The following is a 23,005-nucleotide window of genomic DNA, read 5'->3' as shown; positions in this document are numbered from 1 at the left end:
CCGCCGGGGGCACGTGACCGCGCCGCGGTCGTTGGCCCCATACTCCTGGCGTGAGCGAGCTCAATACCCCCGGCGAACTGCCCCGTTGGCGCGGCCGTGACGCCGTGCGCTGGGCGGCGTGCCGTCCCGCCGCGTGGGCCCGCCCGCGCTGGGGCGCCCTGGCACTCGCGGCGGCCGCGGCCGCCGCAGCCGTCGCCGCCCCGGAGGCCTTCGGGGCGGCGCACTACGGGCTGGCCGCCGTGCAGTTGTACTGGCTCCTCAGGCTGCCCGGCCTCACCCTCGTGTCGGCGCCGGTGCTCGCCGCGCTCCTGGTCTGGCGGGTGGAACCGCAGGCCGCGGTCCCCGCCGTCGCCGCGCTGCTGGTGTGCTGGGGCGGTGCCCGGCACCGTACGGGGGTCCGCCGCAGGCAGCGGCTGCTCGCGGCCAACGCCGCCCATGGCGTGCGGCTTCCGCTCCCCGAACCCCTCGCGCCGCTGCGCCGGGGCCTCGGCGGCATCGCGTCCGGGCTGCTGCTGTGCGCGGCCGCCGTCCCGCCGCAGACCCGCCTGCTGGCACTGGCCGGCGTCGCGCTGCTCGCCGCGGGCGTGGCGGCCCGGATGCGGGCGGGCGCCCTGCGGCGCGGCGGGCAGCCGGTGCTGCGCGTGCTGACCCGGGAGGACGAGGACGCCCGGACATGGGTGTTCGCGGCCGACGACCACGCGGGCCGCAGGGCGCTGTTCTCCTGCCCGGTGGACCCCGAACCCGAGACCCCGTCCGGGCTCCGGGACGACGGGCTGCGGCCGGCCCTGCTGTTCGGGGCGCCGTGCGAGGGCGCCGAACTGCTGCTGCTGTCCGCCGACTCCGAGGGCGGCGCCCTCGTCGACCGGGCGGCGGGACCGGTCCGGCCTGCATAGCGCGCGACCGGCGGTACTACTGTGCGTCCCGCAACCACCGGTACGACAAGGGGTGTCAACGATGCACGAGTACAAGGTCGTCAGCTTCCGCGAGTCGCTGATAGGCGACGCCATCGACGACGACAAGCTGGAGAAGACGCTCAACAAGCACGCCGAGGACGGCTGGCAGCTGAAGGCGATCACCTCGGCCGACGTCAAGGGCCGCATCGGCCCGGGCGCCGTGCAGGGGCTGCTGCTCACCTTCGAGCGCCCGCGCCAGGCCTGATCGACGGGTCGGGGTGCGGGCCGGGCTGGCGCGTAGGCTGCGGACATGCCGCCCGCCGCCCGCAAGGCCCGCACCTACGACCCCGCCAGGACCCGCGCCGCGCTCACCGCGCAGGTCGGCCACGTCCTGGGGGCCGCCCGCGGACTGACGGAGGAGCAGCTGGCCGCACCCTCCGGACTGCCGGGGTGGGACGTGCACGCGCTGCTCGTGCACGTCGCCCGGCAGGTGGAGGCCGTCGCCTGGGCGGTGACCGCGCCCGCCCCGGCGAAGGCGGACCTCGACCTCACCACGTGGGCCCGCTCGGCGGCGTGCGCCGCCGGCCCGCCTGCCGCCGGCCCCCGCGAGGGCGCCGCGGAGGGCGGTGACGCCGCCGGCCGCCTCGAGGAGGCCGCCCAGGGGCTCGCCGGGGTGCTCGACGAGGCGGTGGCGCCCGAGCGCCTGGTGGCCGTCACGCCCGGCGCGATGCGGTCCACGGACTTCCTGGTGACCCGGCTCGTCGGACTGGTCGTCCACAGCGACGACCTCGCCCGGGCGACGGGTGTGCCCGTCCCTCTGGAACGGCAGGCCGTCGCCGCCGTCGTACGGCTCCTCGCGGACACCCTCGCCGTCACGGTGCCCGGCAACTCCGTCGAGGTCCGCGTCCCGCCGTACGCGGCCGTGCAGTGCGTGCCCGGGCCCCGGCACACCCGGGGCACCCCGCCCAACGTGGTCGAGACGGACCCGCTGACCTGGATCCGCCTCGCCACCGGCCGCACGTCCTGGGCGGACGCCCTCGCCTCCGCCGCGGTCTCCGCGAGCGGCGAGCGCGCCGACCTGGCCCCGTACCTCCCCCTGCGGGGCTGAGCCGGCCCCGGAGGGCGTATGAGGCGCCGGTGCCGCCGGTGCCGGTGCTCGTGCCGACGCGGCCGCGTGCGATCGGCTTCCGCGTTCCCCGCGGCCCGGCTGCCCGAGTTGTCCGAGGCGGTGGCGGTGATCGTCCGGCGCATCGCCGCCGGTTCCGCCGGTACCCGCGTACCGGGCACATCCCCCGGGCCGGCGTGAGCGGGGTCGTCCGCACCCCGGGTGTCCGGCCGAGCGCGCGCCGTGTCCCCGGGCCCCGGCCGAGCCGACCGCCATGGCCCGAGACCCTGCCCGAGACCCCGGACCGCGTCCCTAGACCAAGGTCACATGCCCAAGCGCCCCATGGGTTTACGCGCATAGAACGCGCTTTTGTCGGGTTCCCTCGTTCGGACGACGGCGGAACCTGCCCTAGACTCGGTGCCGTGCCACGTGGTGACGGACGACTCAACCACGACCTGCTCCCCGGCGAGAAGGGCCCCCAGGACGCTTGCGGCGTCTTCGGTGTCTGGGCCCCCGGCGAAGAGGTCGCCAAACTCACCTACTTCGGGCTGTACGCCCTGCAGCACCGCGGACAGGAGTCCGCGGGCATCGCAGTGAGCAACGGCTCCCAGATCCTGGTCTTCAAGGACATGGGCCTTGTGTCCCAGGTCTTCGACGAGACCTCCCTCGGCTCCTTGCAGGGCCACATCGCGGTCGGGCATGCCCGTTACTCGACCACCGGCGCGTCGGTCTGGGAGAACGCCCAGCCCACCTTCCGCGCCACGGCCAGCGGCTCCATCGCGCTCGGCCACAACGGGAACCTGGTCAACACCGTCGAGCTGGCCGAGATGGTCGCCGCGCTGCCCCAGGGCAACGGGCGGGCGACCAGGGTCGCCGCGACCAACGACACCGACCTGGTGACGGCGCTGCTCGCGGGGCAGGTGGACGAGGACGGCAAGCCGCTGTCCGTCGAGGACGCCGCCCGCAAGGTGCTGCCCGAGGTCCAGGGCGCCTTCAGCCTGGTCTTCATGGACGAGCACACGCTCTACGCCGCCCGTGACCCGCAGGGCATCCGCCCGCTGGTGCTGGGCCGCCTGGAGCGCGGCTGGGTCGTTGCCTCGGAGACCGCCGCGCTGGACATCGTGGGCGCGAGCTTCATCCGCGAGATCGAGCCCGGCGAGCTGATCGCCGTCGACGAGAACGGGCTGCGCGCCTCCCGCTTCGCCGAGGCCCGCCCCAAGGGCTGCGTCTTCGAGTACGTGTACCTCGCCCGCCCCGACACCGACATCGCGGGCCGCAACGTCTACCTCTCCCGGGTCGAGATGGGCCGCCGGCTGGCCAAGGAGGCCCCGGTCGATGCCGATCTGGTGATACCGACCCCGGAGTCCGGCACGCCGGCCGCGGTCGGCTACGCCGAGGAGAGCGGCATCCCGTACGGCTCGGGCCTGGTGAAGAACTCGTACGTGGGCCGGACCTTCATCCAGCCCTCGCAGACCATCCGGCAGCTGGGCATCCGCCTGAAGCTGAACCCGCTCAAGGAGGTCATCCGGGGCAAGCGCCTGGTGGTCGTGGACGACTCGATCGTCCGCGGCAACACCCAGCGCGCGCTGGTCCGGATGCTCCGCGAGGCCGGTGCCGCGGAGGTCCACATCCGGATCTCCTCGCCGCCGATCAAGTGGCCCTGCTTCTTCGGCATCGACTTCGCCACCCGCGCGGAGCTGATCGCCAACGGCCTGACGGTCGACGAGATCTGCAAGTCCCTGGACGCGGACTCGCTGTCGTACATCTCGATCGACGCGATGGTCGAGGCGACCACGATCGCCAAGCCGAACCTCTGCCGGGCCTGCTTCGACGGCGAGTACCCGATGGAGCTGCCGGACCCCGAGCTGCTCGGCAAGCACCTTCTGGAGACCGAGCTGGCCGGCGGCCCCGACGCGGCCGACGCGCTCCGTCGCCCGTAAGCATTCGACGCAAGGACACAACACAGCCATGTCCGAGAACACCGGTGCCAGCTACGCCACGGCGGGAGTCGACATCGAGGCGGGCGACCGCGCGGTCGAGCTGATGAAGGAATGGGTGGGCAAGGCCACCCGCCCGGAGGTCGTGGGCGGTCTCGGCGGCTTCGCCGGGCTCTTCGACGCCTCCGCGCTCAAGCGCTACGAGCGGCCCCTGCTGGCCTCCGCCACCGACGGCGTGGGCACCAAGGTCGACGTCGCCCGGCGCATGGGCGTCTACGACACCATCGGCCACGACCTGGTCGGCATGGTCGTCGACGACCTGGTCGTGTGCGGCGCCGAGCCGCTCTTCATGACCGACTACATCTGCGTCGGCAAGGTCTTCCCGGACCGGGTCGCGGCCATCGTCAAGGGCATCGCCGAGGGCTGTGTGCTCGCCGGCTGCGCCCTGGTCGGCGGCGAGACGGCCGAGCACCCGGGCCTGCTGGGCGAGGACGAGTTCGACGTCGCCGGCGCCGGTACGGGCGTGGTCGAGGCCGACCGGCTGCTGGGCGCGGATCGCATCCGTAAGGGTGACGTCGTGATCGCCATGGCGTCCTCCGGTCTTCACTCCAACGGGTACTCGCTCGTCCGGCACGTGCTCTTCGACCGGGCCGGCTGGGCGCTGGACCGGGAGGTGCCGGAGTTCGGCCGCACCCTCGGCGAGGAGCTGCTGGAGCCGACCCGCATCTACTCGCTGGACTGCCTGGCGCTGACCCGTACGACCGAGGTGCACGGCTTCTCGCACGTCACCGGCGGCGGTCTGGCCAACAACCTGGCCCGGGTCGTCCCGGACCACCTGCACGCCACGGTGGACCGTTCGACGTGGACGCCGGGCGCGGTGTTCGGCACGGTCGGCGAGCTCGGCGGCGTGGAGCGGCTGGAGCTGGAGAAGACCCTGAACATGGGCGTCGGCATGGTCGCCGTGGTGCCCCAGGGCTCGGTGGACGTGGCGCTGACGACGCTGGCCGACCGGGGCCTGGACGCCTGGGTGGCCGGCGGGATCGTGGAGCGCGGCGAGCACGCCGAGGCCGTCGAGCTGACCGGGGACTACGCGGGCTGACCGGGGACTACGCGGGCTGACCGGTCCGGAGCAGCACAAAGCCCGGTCCGGACGATGCCCGGACCGGGTCAGTGGTCAAGCTGGAACGGAATGTGCTGCGTCAAGCGCGACGGCGTTGTGATGAGGACTGGGACTCGTCGTCCTCGTCGTCGTCCTCGTCGTCGCCGTAGAGATCCGCGTACCGTGCGTACGGGTCGTCTTCCAGCTCGTCGTCATCGTCGTCTTCCTGTACCTCCGGATTGACCGGCAGTGTCGACGATGCGCCCAGCTCTTCGGCCAGACGTGAAAGGTCCGTACCGCCGCTGTTGTACTTCAGCTGGCGGGCGACCTTCGTCTGCTTGGCCTTGGCCCGGCCGCGCCCCATTGGCTCGACCCCCTCAACGGTGGGGCTCGACGGCCCCGAGTCTTGACACGCGTTCACGATGTGGAACGGGCCCTCGGATGAGAGTCCCGGTCCGTAGGACTTCAACGGTACCTGCTTCCGAGGCCGCACGGTACGTCGCCCGCACGACGCGCGTCGGAGCAGGGGCCGTCGATGGCCCCGTCCTGGCTGGTCAGTCGCGATTTTACCTTCTTCCGCCACGGTCTGGCTGCCGGGGCGTGGTAACGGTCGGATGTCCGGCCCGCCGTCCTCGTCGCGGAGGCCCGCCGGGAGCAGCCCCGACACGCGAGGACGCGCGCACACCGTACGTCGGCGGTGCCCCGCGGGTGTCCGCTTTGTGATGTAAGACACGCCCCCGCACACGCGGACGGGGGCGTGCCGGTGGGGCCGCGGACGTGCCGCGGCCCCCGTGGGTCACGGACGCAGCCAGCTCTCCGCCGGGGTGCGCTCGGCCATGCGCTGCTCGGCCAGGCGGTCGGCGGCGGCGGCCGGCGGGATGCCGTCGGCGGCGGCGCGCTCGAAGATGGCGAGCGTGGTGTCGAAGATCTTCGTCGCCTTGGCGCGGGCCCGGTCGAAGTCGAAGCCGTGGAGCTCGTCCGCCACCTGGATCACGCCGCCGGCGTTCACGACGTAGTCGGGCGCGTACAGGATGCCGCGGTCGGCCAGGTCCTTCTCGACTCCCGGGTGGGCGAGTTGGTTGTTGGCCGCGCCGCAGACGATCGAGGCGGTGAGGGCCGGCACCGAGTCGTCGTTCAGGGCGCCGCCGAGCGCGCAGGGCGCGTACACGTCCAGCGGCGTGCGGACCAGGACGTCAGCGTCGGAGACGGCGGTTACCCCCGGATGACGGGAGATGATCCGGTCGACGGCCTCGCCGCGAACATCGGTGATCACCACTTCGGCGCCGTCCTTGAGCAGGTGCTCCACCAGGTGGTGGCCGACCTTGCCGACGCCGGCCACGCCGACCCTGCGGCCGCGCAGCGTGGGGTCGCCCCACTTGGCCTGGGCGGAGGCGCGCATGCCCTGGAAGACGCCCCAGGCGGTCAGCACGGAGGAGTCGCCGGCGCCGCCGTTCTCGGGCGAGCGGCCGGTGGTCCACTGCGGGGCGGTGCGGGAGACCACGTCCATGTCGGCCACGTAGGTGCCGACGTCGCAGGCCGTGACGTAGCGGCCGCCGAGCGAGGCGACGAAGCGGCCGTAGGCCAGCAGCAGCTCCTCGGACTTGTCCATGTCCGGGTCGCCGATGATGACGGCCTTGCCGCCGCCGAGGTCGAGGCCGGCGAGCGCGTTCTTGTACGACATCCCGCGGGCGAGGTTCAGCGCGTCCTCGACCGCCGCCTCGTCGGAGGAGTACGCGTGGAAGCGGGTGCCGCCGAGGGCCGGGCCCAGGGCGGTGGAGTGGATCGCGATGACGGCCTTGAGGCCACTGGCGCGGTCCTGGCACAAGACGACCTGCTCGTGACCGCCCTGCTCCGATCGGAACAGCGTGGAGACGATGCCGGGTGTCTGACGTACGTCGGTCACTGTGGTGACTCCCGAATGTCCAGAGGTCGCCCTCCGGGTGGGTGGGGGAGGGCCGGTCGGCAGAAGACTAGAACCACCCGGCCCTGAACATCTTCCCAGTGTCGTGGATCACCCCCCGTGCCGGAAGCGACGTGGGACGATGCCAGGGCGCGGAAGCCGTCACGAGGGAGCGGGTGTGGGCTTGTCATCGGTGCTGGTCCCGTACGCGGCGTATCTGCGGGTGTACGAGCCGCTGGCGGCCTTCCCGGAGCCCGATCGCGGCTACTGGTACCGGTACGCCGCCCAGGGCGCGCAGCGGACCGCACAGGACGAACTGCGGCAGTCGCTGGCCGGTCTGCTCTCGGTCCCGCCCGTCGCCGTCCCGGTCCGGGAGAGCGGCGAGGCCTTCGTCGCGGTCGTGGACGGCGTGACCCACGTCTGCCCCTGGCGCACCCGCTTGCGCGGCTGGCTGGCCCTGTCCGAACTGGTCGAGGAGTTCCCCGTCCCCGTGGTGGACGCGGTGCTGCCCAGGGCCGCGCGCGAGCAGGCGGAGGCCGACTTCGCGGCGTGGCGGGCGGAGAAGCCCGAGAACGCCGACGCGAGGCCCTGGATCCGCGGGGCGACATGGCACGTCCCGGTGCGCTGGTTCGTGCTGTTCGACGATTCCGAGCGGGAGTACGAACCCGCGGGCGCGGGCGAGTCCAAGCAGCCGGTGATGCGTTACCGGACGCCGATGGTGCAGGCCCGCCGGCGGACGGCCCGGGCACTGCGGGTGCTCAAGGATTCACTCGAAGAGGGACCTTTGATCGACGGCCTGGTAGATGTAGGGCGTTGGCTCGAGGAGTTCCACCCGCGTTCCCTGGTCGAACTCGACTACGGGGGGCTCGTCCACGCCATCGCCCCGGACTCCCTCGCGGGGGACCGGTCCGCCGCCGACGTGGCGGACGCGTTGGCGGCGCTGCGGGACGAGGACGGCACCCGGGCCGGCGAGGCGTACGAGCGGCTCACCGACCGGTGGCGGGCCGTTCGGGAGCTCCAGTACGCGAGTTGAGGGTCCGTCGGGAGCCGGCCGGGGGCGGAGGGACTTTGGTCCTGAGTCCGGCCGACCGGTACCTTTGGCCTAAGCGTGACCTAAAGCACGTTTAGGGGTCTTGCCCTCATCCCCACCCCCCATGACAATATGGGACATCGGGTCCGGAAGGACCTCTTTCCGCTCGCTCTGAGTGGAATGTCCGGTATTGCATCCCCTTGAGGTGGGGCTGTGGCTCGTGGGTTGGCTGTGACTGATCGTCACTCAGGTGTGACTGTCCGTTATGGCCCGGTCCATCGGCTTCCGTCGAGCTTAGACACCTCAGAGGGCAAATCCATCGGTTTGGCCGACACGGCTGGACAGATGGTGTAGTTGTAGTGCCAAGGACAAGCCGTTCGTCCTATTACCGACTCGGCCCGCGTCCGCCATTTCGGGCAACGCGGGTCAAGGTGCAGAATTTAGAGGAAAGAACCGTGTTGGTTCGGTTCTCTCGAGGAGGCCGCTCATGACCGCTCGCACCCCTGATGCCGAGCCGCTGCTGACCCCCGCTGAGGTCGCCACGATGTTCCGCGTGGACCCGAAGACGGTCACGCGCTGGGCCAAGGCTGGCAAGCTCACGTCCATCCGCACGCTCGGCGGGCACCGCCGCTACCGCGAGGCGGAGGTCCGTGCACTGCTCGCGGGCATTCCGCAGCAGCGCAGCGAGGCCTGACCTGAACAAACGGACGTCAACGCGGGGCCCCCAACCCGCCGCGACGTCCGCTCCGAAGGGTCCCTGCCCCCATCAGGGAAGCCCGTAGGAACGTTGATCGCATCGGAGTCCGCCGGCTCCGGTGCGATCTTTTTTGTGCGTGTGATGTGTCCGTGTTGTGAGGACTGGGCCCTCTGTCATGAGTGCAATTGCACATATTAAATTGACGGTCCCACAGGAGGCCCCAAGTTCCCTCAGAGTCAGAACTTTTCACGTGACTCCCGTCACATGCCGGAGTCTTGTTCCTCTCCGCTCTCCTGCGGTAGTGGGACGGGCGCGCGCCGCAGCGTCAGCCGCATCAGCCGGTGGCACACCGGGCAGTGCCGGGTGAGGTGCCGGCGCCCGCCCCCCGCCGCGGCCGCCAGGTGCGCGCGCAGCAGTGCCCGCGTCACGTCCCGGGGCGCCGGGCCCGGGTCCCTCGGCGTCGCGCTCATGTGCCAGGCGTACCACGCGGGAACGGACGGAACCAGGGGACCGGCCCCCTCCACAACCGCATCCCGGCCACGACGGCCGCCCCGCGCACAACAAGAAGGCCCGCGTCCTTCGCTGGACGCGGGCCTTGCATGTACTGCGGTCCTGACGGGATTTGAACCCGCGGCCTCCACCTTGACAGGGTGGCGAGCACTCCAAACTGCTCCACAGGACCAGGTTTCGCGGCCGTCGTTCCTTGGCCGCGAGGAAGACTGTACAGCAGGTCAGAGGGTGATTGCGAACCCGATCAGCCCCAGGCTTCGTCGAGGGCCTTGAAGATGCGTTTGTCCGATACCGGGAACGCCGTGCCGAGGGCGTGCGCGAAGTAGCTGACCCGCAGTTCCTCGATCATCCAGCGGATGTCGCGCACCCGTTCGGGGACGGGCCGCCCGGCCGGCTGGGCGGCCAGCAGCTCGGCGTACTCGGTCTGGATCTCCCGGACCTTCTCCATGCGCGTGGTGTCCCGCTGGACGCCCGTGGGCATCTGCTGCAGCCGCCGGTCGACGGCCACCAGGTAGCGGAGCAGGTCCGGCAGCCGGCGCACCCCCGTGGAAGCCACGAAACCGGGCCCCACGAGGGCTCCCAGCTGCTCCTTGACGTCCGCCAGGTTCGCCACCAGGGCGAGGCTCTGGGTGGCCTTCAGGCGGCGCTCACAGGCCTGCCAGGCGGCCAGCACCTGGCGCACCTGGGCGACCGTCCTGACGGTCAGCTCGACGAGGTCGGCGCGCACCGAGTCGTAGAGCTTGCGGAAGGACTCCTCGTCCCAGGCGGGGCCGCCGTGCTCGGCCATGAGCCGGTCTGCGGCCGCGGTGACGCAGTCGTCGAACAGGGCGTTCACCGAGCCGTGCGGGCTGCGCGACAGCGCGAGCTTGTCCTGGTTGGACAGCCGGTCCGCGGCGAACTTCGCCGGGTTGGCGGGCACGTTCAGCAGGATCAGCCGGCGGGTGCCGCGCCACATGGCCGCGGCCTGCTCGGCCTCGGTGTCGAAGAGCTGCACGCCCACGCTCTCGCCCTCGTCGACCAGTGCCGGGTACGCCTTGACCGGCTGCCCGGACCGCCGCGTCTCGAAGGTGCGCGGCAGGGTGCCCACCGTCCACTGCTTGAGCCCGGTGCGGCGCTCGATGCCGATGGAACCTGCGGCGTCGAAAGCCTTGCTGATCGCGGCCTTGGTCTTCGGCCGAAGCCGCAGCTTCAGCGCCTCCAGGTCCTTGTCCTCGGCGAGCTTGCGCCGGCGCTCGTCGGTCACCCGGAAGGTGATCTTCAGATGGTCCGGGACCCTGGCGAGGTCGAAGTCCTCGGCGGTGACGGGCACGCCCACCATCCGCTGCAGCTCGCGGGCGAGCGTCTCGGGAAGAGGATCCTGCACGGGCACGACCCGGTCCAGGAAGGCCTTCGCGTAGTTCGGCGCCGGCACGTAGTGGCGGCGGATCGCCTTGGGCAGCGAGCGGATCAGCTCGGTGACGACGTCCTCGCGCAGTCCCGGGATCTGCCAGTCGAAGCCGTCCGGGGTGACCTGGTTGAGCACCTGCAGCGGGATGTGGACGGTCACGCCGTCCGCGTCCGCGCCCGGCTCGAACTGGTACGTCACGCGGAGCTTGAGCTTCCCCTGGCGCCACGAGTCGGGGTAGTCGTCCTTGGTGACGGCCTCGGCGTTCTCGTTGATCAGCATGGACTGCTCGAAGTTGAGCAGCTCCGGCTCGTCGCGCCGCTTGTGCTTCCACCACGAGTCGAAGTGCGCGCCCGACACCACGTGTTCGGGGACCAGGCGGTCGTAGAAGTCGAAGAGCGTCTCGTCGTCGACGAGGATGTCGCGGCGCCGCGCCCGGTGCTCCAGCTCCTCCACCTCGGCCAGCAGCTTCCGGTTGTCGTGGAAGAACTGGTGGTGGGTGCGCCAGTCGCCCTCGACGAGCGCGTTGCGGATGAACAGCTCCCGGCTGGTCTCCGGGTCGATCTTCCCGTAGTTGACCTTGCGGTCGGCGACGATCGGCACGCCGTACAGCGTCACCTTCTCCAGCGCCACGACCGCCGCCTGGTCCTTCTCCCAGTGCGGCTCGCTGTAGGAGCGCTTGACCAGGTGCTGGGCGAGGGGCTCGATCCACTCGGGCTCGATACGGGAGTTGACCCGCGCCCACAGCCGTGAGGTCTCCACCAGCTCGGCGGACATGATCCACCGCGGCGGCTTCTTGAACAGCGACGAGCCGGGGAAGACGGCGAACTTGGCGCTGCGGGCGCCCAGGTACTCGTTCTTGCTGTCGGTGTCCTTCAGCCCGACGTGCGACAGCAGGCCCGCCAGCAGGGACTGGTGGACGTGCTGGGCGTTGACCTCGTGGTCGCCCTCGGCGAGGTGGATGCCCATCGTCTTGGCGACCGTGCGCAGCTGGCTGTAGATGTCCTGCCACTCGCGGATGCGCAGGTAGTTCAGATACTCCGTGCGGCACATCCGGCGGAAGGCCGAGGAGGACAGCGCCTTCTGCTGGTCGCGGACGTAACGCCACAGATTGAGCAGCGCCATGAAGTCGCTGGTCTCGTCGGCGAAGCGGCGGTGCTTCTCGTCGGCCTGCTGCTGCTTGTCCTGGGGACGCTCGCGCGGGTCCTGGATCGACAGCGCGGCCGCGATCACCATGACCTCGCGCACGACGCCGTTGCGCTCCGCCTCCAGCACCATGCGGGCCAGCCGCGGGTCCACCGGCAGCTGGGAGAGCTTGCGGCCGGTCTGGGTGAGCTTCTGCCCGTCGAGGGCGCCCAGCTCCTGGAGCAGCTGCACGCCGTCCTTGATGTTCCGGGCGTCCGGCGGGTCGATGAAGGGGAAGCGGGAGATGTCGCCGAGTCCGGCGGCGGTCATCTGCAGGATGACCGAGGCCAGGTTGGTGCGGAGGATCTCGGCGTCGGTGAACTCCGGGCGGGACAGGAAGTCGTCCTCGGAGTACAGCCGCACGCAGATGCCGTCCGCGAGCCGGCCGCAGCGGCCCTTGCGCTGGTTGGCGCTGGCCTGGCTGATCGGCTCGATCGGCAGCCGCTGAACCTTGGTGCGGTGGCTGTAGCGGGAGATGCGGGCCATCCCCGTGTCGATCACGTAGCGGATGCCCGGGACGGTGAGCGAGGTCTCCGCGACATTGGTGGCCAGCACGATGCGGCGGCCCGTGCCGCGCTGGAAGACCCGGTGCTGCTCGGCGGAGGACAGCCGCGCGTACAGCGGCAGGACCTCGGTGAGGCGCAACTGCCTCTTGTTCAGGGCGTCGGCGGTGTCGCGGATCTCCCGCTCGCCGGAGAGGAAGACCAGGATGTCGCCCGGGCCCTCGGCCTGGAGCTCGTCCACCGCGTCGCAGATCGCGGTGACCTGGTCGCGGTCGGCCTCGTCGGCTTCGCCGCCCCCATCGGCCAGCAGCGGGCGGTAGCGCACCTCGACCGGATACGTACGCCCGCTGACCTCGACGATCGGGGCGTCGCCGAAGTGCCGGGAGAAGCGCTCCGGGTCGATGGTGGCGGAGGTGATCACGACCTTGAGGTCGGGGCGGCGGGGCAGCAGCTGGGCGAGGTAGCCCAGGATGAAGTCGATGTTGAGGCTGCGCTCGTGCGCCTCGTCGATGATGATCGTGTCGTACTGCTGCAGCTCGCGGTCGGTCTGGATCTCGGCCAGCATGATGCCGTCGGTCATCAGCTTGACCAGCGTGTTGTCGCCGACCTGGTCGGTGAAGCGGACCTTCCAGCCCACCGCCTCGCCCAGCGGGGTGTGCAGCTCCTCCGCCACGCGCTCGGCCACCGTGCGGGCGGCGATCCGGCGGGGCTGGGTGTGGCCGATCAGGCCGCGGACGCCGCGGCCCAGCTCCAGGCAGATCTTGGGGATCTGCGTGGTCTTCCCGGAACCGGTCTCGCCGGCGACGATCACGACCTGGTGGTCGCGGATCGCCGCGAGGATCTCGTCCTTCTTCCGGCTGACCGGCAGCTGCTCCGGGTAGCTGATCGCGGGTATGGCGGTGCGCCGCGCCTCGACCTTCAGCGCGGCCTTGTCGATCTCCGCCCCGATCTCGGTCAGCATGGCCGAGCGGGCCTCGGGCTTGCGGATGCGGCGTGCGCCGTCCAGGCGACGGCCGAGGCGGTGCGCGTCGCGCAGGGAGAGCTCGGCCAGTCGTGCGCCGAGCTCGCCGAATGCGGGGGAGGGGGGCTGCGTAGACATACGCGTTCCAGCATCGCATCCGCCGCGCCCCACGGGCGAACGCATTACCTCCGGGCGATCCCCGCCCCGGGGACCGGGCGGGGACGTGCGCGGCGGCGCCGGTGGGGTCCGGTCACGGCGCCGGTGCCCGGCGCGACTCGGCGCCGCGTGACGTCAGTTGCCTCCGCGAGGGCGTCCCCCGGTCGGCCGCCACCACGAGGGCGAGGACGGTCACCATGGGGGCAACGCGAAACCCCCGCCGAGAATCTCGACGGGGGTTGCTGGTGGCTGGGGCCGGGGTCGAACCGGCGACCTATCGCTTTTCAGGCGATCGCTCGTACCAACTGAGCTACCCAGCCAGCGCGGTCCTGACGGGATTTGAACCCGCGGCCTCCACCTTGACAGGGTGGCGAGCACTCCAAACTGCTCCACAGGACCTTGCTTTGCGCTCTGCGCGAGAGACAGTCTCCCACACGTTTGTGCGTGCTCCCAACGGGATTCCGCCGCGCTGTGCGAGGGACGGATCGCCGGACACCTGGCTCCCGGTCGGTGATTCTCGGTGACCGGTCGGACACGCACTGGCGGGCCGATCTCGCTGGACCAGCGTATCAGACCCCGGGTGGTGCGACGCACGTGTGACCTGCGGGCCTGTGGCGGGCGGCACCGGTCCGGGCCCGGAAAACACAGAAGGCAGCGCGGCCGGTGAACCGGCTGCACTGCCAACGCGCATGGCCTGCGGGACGACGCAGACGTATGTGCCCCCAACGGGATTCGAACCCGTGCTACCGCCTTGAAAGGGCGGCGTCCTGGGCCACTAGACGATGAGGGCTGAACGGTCCGCCGGCGGATCTTCGGCCATCGGACGCGTCAGCAGCATATGGGATGCCAGGGGGGATCGCCAAAACGGTTTACGGGCTGCTCGTCGCGGTCGTGGAGGGCGTGACGAAGGGGCTCCCGGAAGGACTCCCGGAAGGTGAGGAGAAGGGGGGCGAGGGGGACGGGGCGCGGCCCGGCTCCACCTCCTCGGGGAGGTGGCGGGAGACCTCGGCGGTGGACAGCCCGAGCCCGCCGAGGGTGATCTCGTCCCAGGCCTGGAGCGCGTGGGTGTCCTGGTCCAGGTAGAGCACGGAGGCCTCCACCTTCTGGGGGGTGTCGCCCTCGACGGCGCGCAGTCCCCCGCCGCCGGTCGTGCCCTGCACCATCAGCCGGCTGCCCTTCTCCAGGACGCCGACGTTCCGCGTGTGGGTGTGCCCGGCCAGGATCAGCGGGACGATGCCGTCCGTCTGCGCGGCGGCGATGGGGTTGTGGGCGACGGCGATGTCGACCTTGGCGCCGGTGGCGTTCTGCCGCCGGACGGCCTCGGCGAGCTTCTGTCCGGCCACCCGTTCCGACGGGTCGCCGGCCGCCTCGACCGAGCGGTCCGGGGTGAACTGCGGGTCGCCGATGCCGGCGATGCGCAGCCCCTTGACGACCACCGACCGGCCGTCGTCGACCACGTGGGCGTTGGCGCGGCTCGCGACCGCGCGCTGGCTGTCCATGGAGTCGTGGTTCCCGCGGACGAAGACGTAGGGCGCGCCGAGGTCGGGGATGGCGGAGGTGAAGCCGTTCTCGGCGGCGGTGCCGTGGTCCATCAGGTCGCCGGTGTCGACGATCACGTCGATCTTGTACTCGGTGACGACGGACTCGATGATCTGCCAGGCCACCGGGTTGAGGTGGATGTCCGAGACGTGCAGCACCCGCAGTGTGGTCGGGTCGGGGTTGTAGGCGGGCAGCGTGGACGTCGCGTCGTACAGCCGGGTCATGTTCGTCACCAGGCGGGCGAGTTCCTGCTGGTAGATGTCGAAGTCGCTGACGATGCTGCGCGCGTTGCCGACGACCGAGGGGGCGCTGCTCAGCAGCCCGGAGAACCGGGGCTCCAGGACGCTGCGCGGGTTCCAGGTGCCGTACGCGGTGCCCGCGCAGGCCACCAGCACCGCGAGGGACAGCCCGCCCGCGGCGAGGGCGCGGCGGGGCCGGCGGTAGACGGCGAGGCCGAGGGCGGTGGCGCCGGTCAGCGCGGCGACCGAGGACCGCAGGGCGAGTTCGGCCGTGCTGTGCTGGACGTCGGCGGTGACCTCGCTCTGCAGTCCGCTGATCCGCTCGGGGTGCCGTACGAGGGTCCGGGCCCGGTCGGGGTCGAGGGTGTCGACGTCCACGACCAGACGCAGCGGGCCGTCGTGGCTGTCCAGCCGGAGGGCGCCCAGCGGGGAGACGTTGACCTCGGTGTCCCCGGTCCAGGACGGGTGCAGCGACATCCGGGTGTTCATCGGGCCGACCGGTTCCTCGATGCTGCCCAGCACCACCAGGCCGAGCCAGCCGCCCACCAGCGTCACCGCGAGAAGCCCCAGGGCGCCCAGGTACGGGCGGGCCGGGGAGGCGGTGAGCGACGGGGCGGGCGGTGCGGCGGTGCGGCGGCGGCGCCACAGGTCACGGATGCGGGACACACGAGATCGAACACGGACCATTGCCGACGTATGCCCCGGGCCGTCGCGAGGCATGCGCCGCCGGACGGAGTCCCCCGCGGGCCCGCGGGGGTGACCGGGGCTCACCCCCAGCCGAGTTCGTGCAGGCGATCGTCCTCGATGCCGAAGTGGTGTGCCACCTCGTGGACGACGGTCGTGGCGACCTCCTCCACGATCTCCTCCTTGGTGCCGCACATGCGCAGGGTCGGGCCGCGGTAGATCGTGATCCGGTCCGGCAGGACGCCCGCGTACCACTCCCCGCGCTCGGTCAGCGGCGTCCCCTCGTACAGGCCCAGCAGCTCCGGATCGGCGGGGTCGGGTTCGTCCTCGACGAAGACCGCCACGTTGTCCATGACGCGGGCCAGCTCGGGCGGGATCCGGTCCAGCGCGTCGCTGACCAGTTCCTCGAACGCTTCGCGTGACATCTCCAGCACACCCTCATTGTCCGGGACGGACGGCCGTTCGGGCAGCGTCCGACGCGGATTCCGGTGCCGGGGACGCGCCAAGCCGTCGCCGGGCGGGAGCCGTTCGGGTGCCCGCGCCGGGGCGGACGTGCCGCAGTCCGGCCGTGCTCCCGTCCGTACGGGCGTGTCCCCGAGGGCGGCGTGTCCGTTGGGCAGCGCGGAACCCGATCCCGCGACGGCCACCGCCGGACCCGTGGGACCCACCGGCCCCACCCGTCCCGTCATACCCATCAGAGGTGCCCCCGTGACCCCTGCCACCGCCCGCGCGCGAACGGCGGCCTTGCTGCTCCTGCCCGTGCTCGCCCTGGGCTCCGTGACCGGCTGCGTGAGCGTGGGCGGCGCGGACGACGACGCCCAGCCGAAGGGTGCCTCCTCCGGTGTCGCCGGGGAGGCCGGGGGTGCCGGCGGGACCTGGCAGGACGGCGGAATGGTGATGCCCGGCGGCGGCCCGGGCGGGGTGGAGGGGCGTCCCGGGGGGTTCGCGCCCGGGGCCGGCTCGCCCTCGGTGTCGGCGCAGGAGTCGGTGCCGGGGCCGACCCAGGGCCCGGGCCGCTCCCACAGCGCGAAGCCCTCGGGACGTCCTTCGTCCTCGGGGCGGCCCTCGCAGTCGTCGCCCCCGTCGGACCGGCCGTCGGCGACGTCCTCGCCCGGCGACAGCTCCCCGCCGCCGTCCGGGGACGGCTCGCCCGAGCCGTCGCCGTCCAGCGCGCCCTCTGTGAACGGTGCCGCGTGAGGAGGGGGAGGAGCGGGCGAGGGGGGAGCCTGGGGGACCGAGGGGACCGAATTGGCCAAAGCGGTCTCGTATGCGTATGCTGGTAGATCGTTTGATCCCACTGCCCGGCGCCGAACCGAAGCGCGCCGCGTTGGCGCGTTCCTTTTCTCCTGTGGCTGACCGCATTGAGGCGGTTGTAAGCAACCTCCGGAGCTGGCGCGTGCCGAAATCTCCGAGAGGTTTTAGCTTCAGCATGTCTATTGACACTGCCGACCGTTCCGCCATGCCCATCGACACCGACGGCGCCGACGAGGCCGTCACCGAAGACACCGTCACCGAAGAGGCCGTCACCGAAGAGGCCGTCACCGAAGAGGCCGTCGTCGAGGAGCCCACCGCTCCCGAGACCCCCACCGTGACCTTCGGAGACCTCGGGCTGCCCGAGTCGATCGTCCGCAAGCTGGCGCAGAACGGGGTCACCACCCCCTTCCCGATCCAGGCGGCGACGATCCCCGACGCCCTGGCCGGCAGCGACATCCTCGGCCGCGGCCGCACCGGCTCCGGCAAGACCCTCTCCTTCGGTCTGCCGCTGCTCACCTCCCTGGCCGAAGGCCGCACCGAGCGGAAGCACCCGCGCGGTGTGATCCTCACCCCGACCCGCGAGCTGGCGATGCAGGTCGCGGACGCGCTGCAGCCGTACGGTGACGTGCTCGGCCTGAAGATGAAGGTCGTCTGCGGCGGCACCTCCATGCAGAACCAGATCTACGCCCTGGAGCGCGGTGTCGACATCCTCGTCGCCACCCCGGGCCGGCTGCGCGACCTGATCGAGCGCGGCGCCTGCGCGCTGGACCAGGTGCAGATCGCCGTCCTCGACGAGGCCGACCAGATGGCCGACATGGGCTTCCTGCCCGAGGTCACCGAGATCCTCGACCTGGTCCCGCAGGGCGGCCAGCGGCTGCTGTTCTCCGCCACGCTGGAGAACGAGATCGACACCCTGGTCAAGCGGTACCTCAAGGACCCGATCACGCACGAGGTCGACCCCTCGGCGGGCGCGGTCACCACGATGACCCACCACGTCCTGGTCGTGAAGCCCAAGGACAAGGCCCCGGTCACCGCCGCCATCGCCGCGCGCAAGGGCCGCACCATCATCTTCGTCCGCACCCAGATGGGTGCCGACCGCGTGGCCGAGCAGCTGCGCGACGCGGGCGTCAAGGCCGACGCCCTGCACGGCGGCATGACCCAGGGCGCCCGCACCCGCACGCTGGCCGACTTCAAGGACGGTTACGTCAACGTCCTCGTCGCCACCGACGTCGCGGCCCGCGGCATCCACGTGGACGGCATCGACCTGGTCCTCAACGTGGACCCGGCCGGCGACCACAAGGACTACCTGCACCGCTCGGGCCGTACCGCCCGCGCCGGCCAGTCCGGCACGGTCGTCTCGCTCGCCCTGCCGCACCAGCGCAAGCAGATCTTCCGCCTGATGGAGGACGCGGGCGTCGACGCCTCGCGCCACGTCGTCGGCGGGGCCGGGGCGTTCGACGAGGACGTGGCCAAGATCACCGGTGCCCGGTCGCTGACCGAGGTGCAGGCGGACGCGGCCGGCAACGCCGCCCAGCAGGCCGAGCGCGAGGTCGCCGACCTCGCCAAGTCCCTGGAGCGCGCACAGCGGCGGGCCGCCGAGCTGCGCGACGAGGCCGACCGCCTCACCGCCCGTGCCGCCCGCGAGCGCGGCGAGGACCCGGAGGCCGCCGTGGCCGCCGCCCAGGCCGAGGCCGCCGAGGCGGTCGCCGCCGCGGCGACCGTCCCCGCGCCTGCCGCGGAGGCGTCCGCGCCGGAGCAGCGCACCTTCCAGCGCCGCGACGACCGGGGCAACTACGAGCGCCGCCGTGACGACCGTCGCGACGACCGCCCGTCGTTCCGCGACCGGGACCGGGGCGAGCGCGGTGACCGCGGTGACCGCGGCTACGAGCGCCGTGACGAGCGTCCGTCGTTCAACCGGGACCGTCGTGACGAGCGTCCGTCGTTCAACCGCGAGCGCCGCGACGAGCGTCCGTCGTTCAACCGGGACCGTCGTGACGAGCGTCCCTCCTTCAACCGCGAGCGCCGCGACGAGCGTCCCTCGTTCAACCGCGACCGTGACCGCGACCGCGGTTTCGACCGCCGCGACGACCGCCCGGCGCGCTCGTACGACCGCCGCGACGACCGTCCGGCGCGCTCCCACGAGTCCCGCGACCGGCACTTCGGTGGCGACCGCCCCTTCAACCGGGACCGCCGCGACGACCGCCCGGCGTTCAACCGCGACCGTGACGCCAACGACCGCCGCCCGTACGGCCGTCGTGACGACCACCGCCCCGCCGGCGGCTTCGACCGCCGCACGGACAAGCCGCGCTGGAAGCGCAACGGCTGACATCAGGTGAACGGCAGGGGCCCGGCGGATGGACATCCATCCGCCGGGCCCCTGCCGTTTCGGGCGAAAACCCAGGTCGGACGGTTGGTGCAGACCTTCTCTTCCTGTACGGCGGCTGTTAGGCTCTGGCCACTTGTGTGGGGGGTACAGCCGGGGGGCTTGAGACTGCGCAGCGCCTTTCGCGCGCGCCGAGCCGTGACCGTTCGCCCCCGACGCTTCTCGCTTTGCGGATGCAGGAGGTTCGGGTGGCCCGTCGTGCCCCCGTGCGCGGCGGTCTGGGCGCACTCGTCAGCACGGGACTCGAGGTAGGACCCGGTTCCACCTGGTGGACCCGTTACGGGGACGTGCAGGTCTTCGGCACCCGCACCGAGATCGACACCGGCTGGAACACTTTCAAGGGGATCTTCTGATGTCCCGTATGGGAACCTCCACTTCGGACAGGGTTCGTACGACGGGCCTCAGCGCCCGCCCCAGGACCCTTGCCGCCGCCGCGATCGTCCTGCTGGGGGCCGGGCTGGGCCCGGTGGCGCTGCCGGCGGCCGCGGACTCGGGCACCCCGGCGGAGGCGGTCTTCCCCGCCGGCGTGCGCTCCGCACCGCTCGGGGACACGTTGTACACCGCCGGCGGCTCGGGCTTCCTGCACACGCAGGAGGGCAAAGGCGAGTACCTCTGGACGGACTTCGCGAGCGGGAGGACAGAGCCGCTCACGGCCATGACGGCCCTGGTCAACTCGGGGCTCATGGGCTTCCCCGCGTCGAAGAGCATGTCGGTCGTGGACCTGGCGAACGGCGAGCGCGTCGTCACGGCCCTTCCCACCGGCCGGTTCATCACCGGCGCGTTCACGATGTCCGAGGTCCTCACCTACGAGAAGCCCGCCGGGGGCACGATCACCGGACTGCATCTGCTGCGCGCCGCCGAGGGGCAGGTGACCGACGTCGCCTTGCCGGCGGACGCGTTGCCGGAGGGGTACACATCCATCCGCACCGTCGCCCAGGACCTGCGCGGCGCGGTGCTGGAACTGGGCGGCGGACCGTCCGGCAAGCGGCTGGTGCTGGTCGACTACGCCACCGGCGCGGTCACCGGCCTGTTCGCTTCGCTGGCCGCGCCGCCGTCCAGGATCGCGCTGTCCGCGGACCGCGTGCTCGGCTGGTTCGGCTCCGCGGGCGCGCTGAACGCCTGGGTCGTTCCGCGTGCCGACACGGCGGCGGAACCGAGGGCGGTCGCGATCCCCCCGCTGGAGGGCGCGTCCTTCCAGCCCGTGGTGACGCTGGCCCTCGCGGGTGACTGGATCGTCGTCGCCCGTGCCCGGGACCCGCTGAGCTCGCGCCCGGGTCGGACACTGACCGCGGTCCCGGTGGGCGGCGGTGAGGCCCGGACGTTGCTGACGTATGCCACGAACCAGCTCGTCACCGCCGCGGACGGCAGCGTGCTGGTCGTGGGCGGCGCCGGCGTGACGGACTGGGCGGTGCGCCGGGTGACGGCCTCCGGCGCCGAGCCCGTGGTCACCGATGTCTTGCCCCTCCACGCGGTCAACGCCCGGGTCGACGGCCTCGCCCTCGGCGCCGGGAAGCTGTCCGTCGCCTCCGACGCGGACGGCAGCTCCCTGCGGTCGCTCTACGGGTTCGACCTGGCGCCGACCGGGGCTCCCGAGCCCGGGCCGCGGGCGCTGCTCTTTCCGCTCCACAACTGGTACAAGCCCTGCCAGGCGGGATCCGACTGCGTCGAACTCCACGCCTTGGGCAACGGGCACATCGCGTACGCCGATCACGGCGACTCGGTGAACTCACCCCGTACCCCGAGCTCGCTGGCCTCGGTCGTCCTGCCGAACACCGGCAACCGGATCGTCGACTCCTCCGGGCGCTACACCGTCGTCGACGACGGCACCCAGGGCAAGCAGTACGTGGGGGACTTCGAACAGCACCGGGAGAACAACGTCACGCTGACCCGGACCACCACCGCCGCCTCGGTCTGGGGCACCGGACTGTGGAAACCGGGTCCGGTCAAGGGCACGGTCGACGTGTTCGACCTGAAGACCCGGAAGACCTCGTCGGCCGTCGACGTGGGAGCCGGCTGCGTGCCGCAGGAACTGCAGACGGTCGGCCGCTGGGTGTACTGGTCCTGCGGGCCGGCGGGCAAGGCGGGCGTCTGGGACCGCATCGGCAAGAAGAGCATCGCCGTGCCCTCTGGCGAGGCCCTGCTCGGCGACGGTTTCCTCGTCCGCCACGACCGTGCGGCGGGCAAGCTGCTGCTGACGGACTTCCACGGCGGAGCGGGTACGGCGGCGGTCACCGGCGAGTTCGCCGACCTGCCGGCAGAGGACGGGCTGGTCTCCGACCGCCGGATCAACTGGACCGTCGACAAGTACGGCGGGGACGTCGCCTTCGTGGACGCCGGCAACAGGATCCACGTCAAGCGCGTCGGCGTACCGCGCTCGCCGGTCACTTCGATCGAAGCCACCACGGACGACTACTCCAACCTGCTGTGGTCGCCGCCCCAGAACGTCTGGCACGGCACATGGCAGTTGTCCCGGCCGCCGGTGGGCTGGAGCCTCACCTTCCGGAACGCGGCGGGCAAGGCCGTACGGACGATCCGCGGGACCGCTCACGAGGGCGCCCAGATCGCCACGACCTGGAACGGCAGGGACGACCGCGGCGCGGTCGTCCCGGGCGGCCGCCACACGTGGTCCCTGGCCGCCGATCCGGGCGACGGCAGCGGGTTCCGGACGGTCAGCAGCGGCGCGGTGCAGTTGGCCGGTGCCAAGAGCGCCTGGCGAGACTTCAACGGGGACGGCACGGGCGAGCTGGTCGGGCTGACGACATCGGGCACATTGCGCCACCTCGGCTTCGACCTGAACGGCGGTGTGGCGATGTCCAGCTCCAAGGGCTGGAACACGGGTTACCGCTTCGTGCCGTTCGGCGACCTCGACGGCGACGGTTGCGCGGACATGCTGGTGCGGACGACTTCCGGCGCGCTGTACCGGTACAGCGGCAGGTGCGGGGGAAGCGTCAGCACGGCCGGTCCGAAGCTCTCGATGGGCACCGGCTTCCAGGCGTTCGACGTGCTGACCTCGCCGGGCGACCTGAGTGGCGACGGGCGTCCGGACCTGGTGGTGAGGAAGACGTCGACTTCGGACGTGTGGCTGTACAAGGCGACGAGCTCGGGCCGGCTGGCGTCGCGGGTGAAGCTGGCGTCGAAGTGGACGGGCTACAAGAAGATCGTGGGGGCCGGTGACCTGAACGGGGACGGTTTCGGCGATCTGCTCGTCCAGGACAAGGCGAACGTGCTGTGGCGCTACAACGGCGACGGCAAGGGGCACCTCAAGGCGCGGGTGAAGCTCGCCTCCAAGTGGGGCGCCGACTACAACGTCGTCGCGGGCGCCGGGGACATCACCGCCGACGGCAGGATGGACCTGCTCGTGAGGGACACCAAGAACCGCGTCTGGCTCTACAAGGGCAACGGCAAGGGCGCCTTCGGCGCGCGCAAGCTGCTGATGGACGGCATCAGCGGCTACAAGACGCTTTCCTGAACCGGCCCTGGTCCCGCCCGCCCCGGCCCTGGAAGGGCCGGGGCGGTTCCGGGGCCCCGGCCGCGACCGTGACGCCA

The 23,005-nt window shown here is 71.8% G+C and carries 17 protein-coding genes and 4 tRNA genes; 11 read left to right on the top strand and 10 right to left on the bottom strand.

Annotated features, from left to right (window positions below; genetic code table 11):
- Positions 1-50 precede the first annotated feature (50 nt).
- From CHF15_RS06575 to purM, 5 genes are all read left to right on the top strand, one after another.
- Positions 51-893, top strand: coding sequence for a hypothetical protein (locus CHF15_RS06575; protein WP_089222636.1), 843 nt, complete (start codon positions 51-53; stop codon positions 891-893).
- Positions 894-954: 61 nt separating this feature from the next.
- Positions 955-1,158 (top strand): DUF4177 domain-containing protein, encoded by a 204-nt coding sequence (locus tag CHF15_RS06570; protein WP_018558397.1) that lies wholly within the window; start codon positions 955-957, stop codon positions 1,156-1,158.
- A 45-nt stretch (positions 1,159-1,203) separates the two neighbouring features.
- Positions 1,204-2,001: a maleylpyruvate isomerase family mycothiol-dependent enzyme gene (locus CHF15_RS06565; RefSeq protein WP_089222635.1), complete on the top strand. Its 798-nt coding sequence runs from the start codon at positions 1,204-1,206 to the stop codon at positions 1,999-2,001.
- Positions 2,002-2,420: 419 nt separating this feature from the next.
- Positions 2,421-3,938, top strand: a complete 1,518-nt coding sequence (gene purF / locus CHF15_RS06560) for an amidophosphoribosyltransferase (protein ID WP_089222634.1) — start codon at positions 2,421-2,423, stop codon at positions 3,936-3,938.
- 28 nt (positions 3,939-3,966) lie between these two features.
- Complete coding sequence (gene purM, locus CHF15_RS06555; RefSeq protein WP_089222633.1) at positions 3,967-5,034, top strand: phosphoribosylformylglycinamidine cyclo-ligase; 1,068 nt, start codon at positions 3,967-3,969, stop codon at positions 5,032-5,034.
- Between the two features lie 100 nt (positions 5,035-5,134).
- On the opposite strand, the gene CHF15_RS06550 is transcribed toward purM, so the two are convergent.
- Positions 5,135-5,503: a DUF3073 domain-containing protein gene (locus tag CHF15_RS06550; RefSeq protein WP_245938689.1), complete on the bottom strand. Its 369-nt coding sequence runs from the start codon at positions 5,501-5,503 to the stop codon at positions 5,135-5,137.
- Between the two features lie 327 nt (positions 5,504-5,830).
- Positions 5,831-6,937, bottom strand: coding sequence for a Leu/Phe/Val dehydrogenase (locus CHF15_RS06545; RefSeq protein ID WP_089222632.1), 1,107 nt, complete (start codon positions 6,935-6,937; stop codon positions 5,831-5,833).
- Positions 6,938-7,076: 139 nt separating this feature from the next.
- Between CHF15_RS06545 and CHF15_RS06540 the strand changes: the two genes are divergently transcribed.
- Both CHF15_RS06540 and bldC read left to right on the top strand, forming a co-directional pair.
- Complete coding sequence (locus CHF15_RS06540; protein WP_089222631.1) at positions 7,077-7,967, top strand: hypothetical protein; 891 nt, start codon at positions 7,077-7,079, stop codon at positions 7,965-7,967.
- Positions 7,968-8,451: 484 nt separating this feature from the next.
- Positions 8,452-8,658, top strand: a complete 207-nt coding sequence (bldC, locus tag CHF15_RS06535; RefSeq protein ID WP_003949541.1) for a developmental transcriptional regulator BldC — start codon at positions 8,452-8,454, stop codon at positions 8,656-8,658.
- Positions 8,659-8,921: 263 nt separating this feature from the next.
- On the opposite strand, the gene CHF15_RS06530 is transcribed toward bldC, so the two are convergent.
- The 8 genes from CHF15_RS06530 to CHF15_RS06495 form a co-directional block, all read right to left on the bottom strand.
- The gene (locus CHF15_RS06530) at positions 8,922-9,131 is read right to left on the bottom strand and encodes a DUF6274 family protein (protein ID WP_089222719.1); all 210 of its coding nucleotides are present in this window, start codon (positions 9,129-9,131) and stop codon (positions 8,922-8,924) included.
- 137 nt (positions 9,132-9,268) lie between these two features.
- A tRNA-Asp gene (locus CHF15_RS06525) sits at positions 9,269-9,343 on the bottom strand.
- Between the two features lie 72 nt (positions 9,344-9,415).
- Complete coding sequence (gene hrpA, locus CHF15_RS06520) at positions 9,416-13,342, bottom strand: ATP-dependent RNA helicase HrpA (protein WP_089222630.1); 3,927 nt, start codon at positions 13,340-13,342, stop codon at positions 9,416-9,418.
- A 261-nt stretch (positions 13,343-13,603) separates the two neighbouring features.
- A tRNA-Phe gene (locus tag CHF15_RS06515) sits at positions 13,604-13,680 on the bottom strand.
- Between the two features lie 4 nt (positions 13,681-13,684).
- Positions 13,685-13,759 (bottom strand) — tRNA-Asp (locus tag CHF15_RS06510).
- A 318-nt stretch (positions 13,760-14,077) separates the two neighbouring features.
- Positions 14,078-14,150: transfer RNA gene (locus tag CHF15_RS06505), tRNA-Glu, on the bottom strand.
- 79 nt (positions 14,151-14,229) lie between these two features.
- Positions 14,230-15,858, bottom strand: a complete 1,629-nt coding sequence (locus tag CHF15_RS06500; RefSeq protein ID WP_378360120.1) for a metallophosphoesterase — start codon at positions 15,856-15,858, stop codon at positions 14,230-14,232.
- 47 nt (positions 15,859-15,905) lie between these two features.
- Complete coding sequence (locus tag CHF15_RS06495; protein WP_089222718.1) at positions 15,906-16,256, bottom strand: metallopeptidase family protein; 351 nt, start codon at positions 16,254-16,256, stop codon at positions 15,906-15,908.
- Positions 16,257-16,530: 274 nt separating this feature from the next.
- Here CHF15_RS06495 and CHF15_RS44345 point away from each other — a divergent pair, with 274 nt between their 5' ends.
- The 4 genes from CHF15_RS44345 to CHF15_RS06485 all read left to right on the top strand — a co-directional run bounded on the left by CHF15_RS44345 (position 16,531) and on the right by CHF15_RS06485 (position 22,928).
- Complete coding sequence (locus CHF15_RS44345; RefSeq protein ID WP_143681534.1) at positions 16,531-17,019, top strand: hypothetical protein; 489 nt, start codon at positions 16,531-16,533, stop codon at positions 17,017-17,019.
- 232 nt (positions 17,020-17,251) lie between these two features.
- Complete coding sequence (locus CHF15_RS06490) at positions 17,252-19,402, top strand: DEAD/DEAH box helicase (RefSeq protein WP_089222628.1); 2,151 nt, start codon at positions 17,252-17,254, stop codon at positions 19,400-19,402.
- A 245-nt stretch (positions 19,403-19,647) separates the two neighbouring features.
- Entirely contained in the window at positions 19,648-19,812 is a 165-nt protein-coding gene (locus tag CHF15_RS44740) for a hypothetical protein (RefSeq protein WP_179279675.1), read from the top strand.
- Positions 19,813-19,820: 8 nt separating this feature from the next.
- Positions 19,821-22,928 carry an FG-GAP-like repeat-containing protein gene (locus CHF15_RS06485; RefSeq protein WP_089222627.1) on the top strand — a complete coding sequence of 1,036 codons (3,108 nt, stop codon included), beginning with the start codon at positions 19,821-19,823 and terminating at the stop codon, positions 22,926-22,928.
- Positions 22,929-23,005 lie beyond the last annotated feature (77 nt).

The sequence above is a fragment of the Actinacidiphila glaucinigra genome (assembly GCF_900188405.1).
Lineage (GTDB): Bacteria > Actinomycetota > Actinomycetes > Streptomycetales > Streptomycetaceae > Actinacidiphila > Actinacidiphila glaucinigra.
Note: the sequence above shows the minus strand (reverse complement) of the source record. Positions and strands in the feature narration are given on the sequence as shown.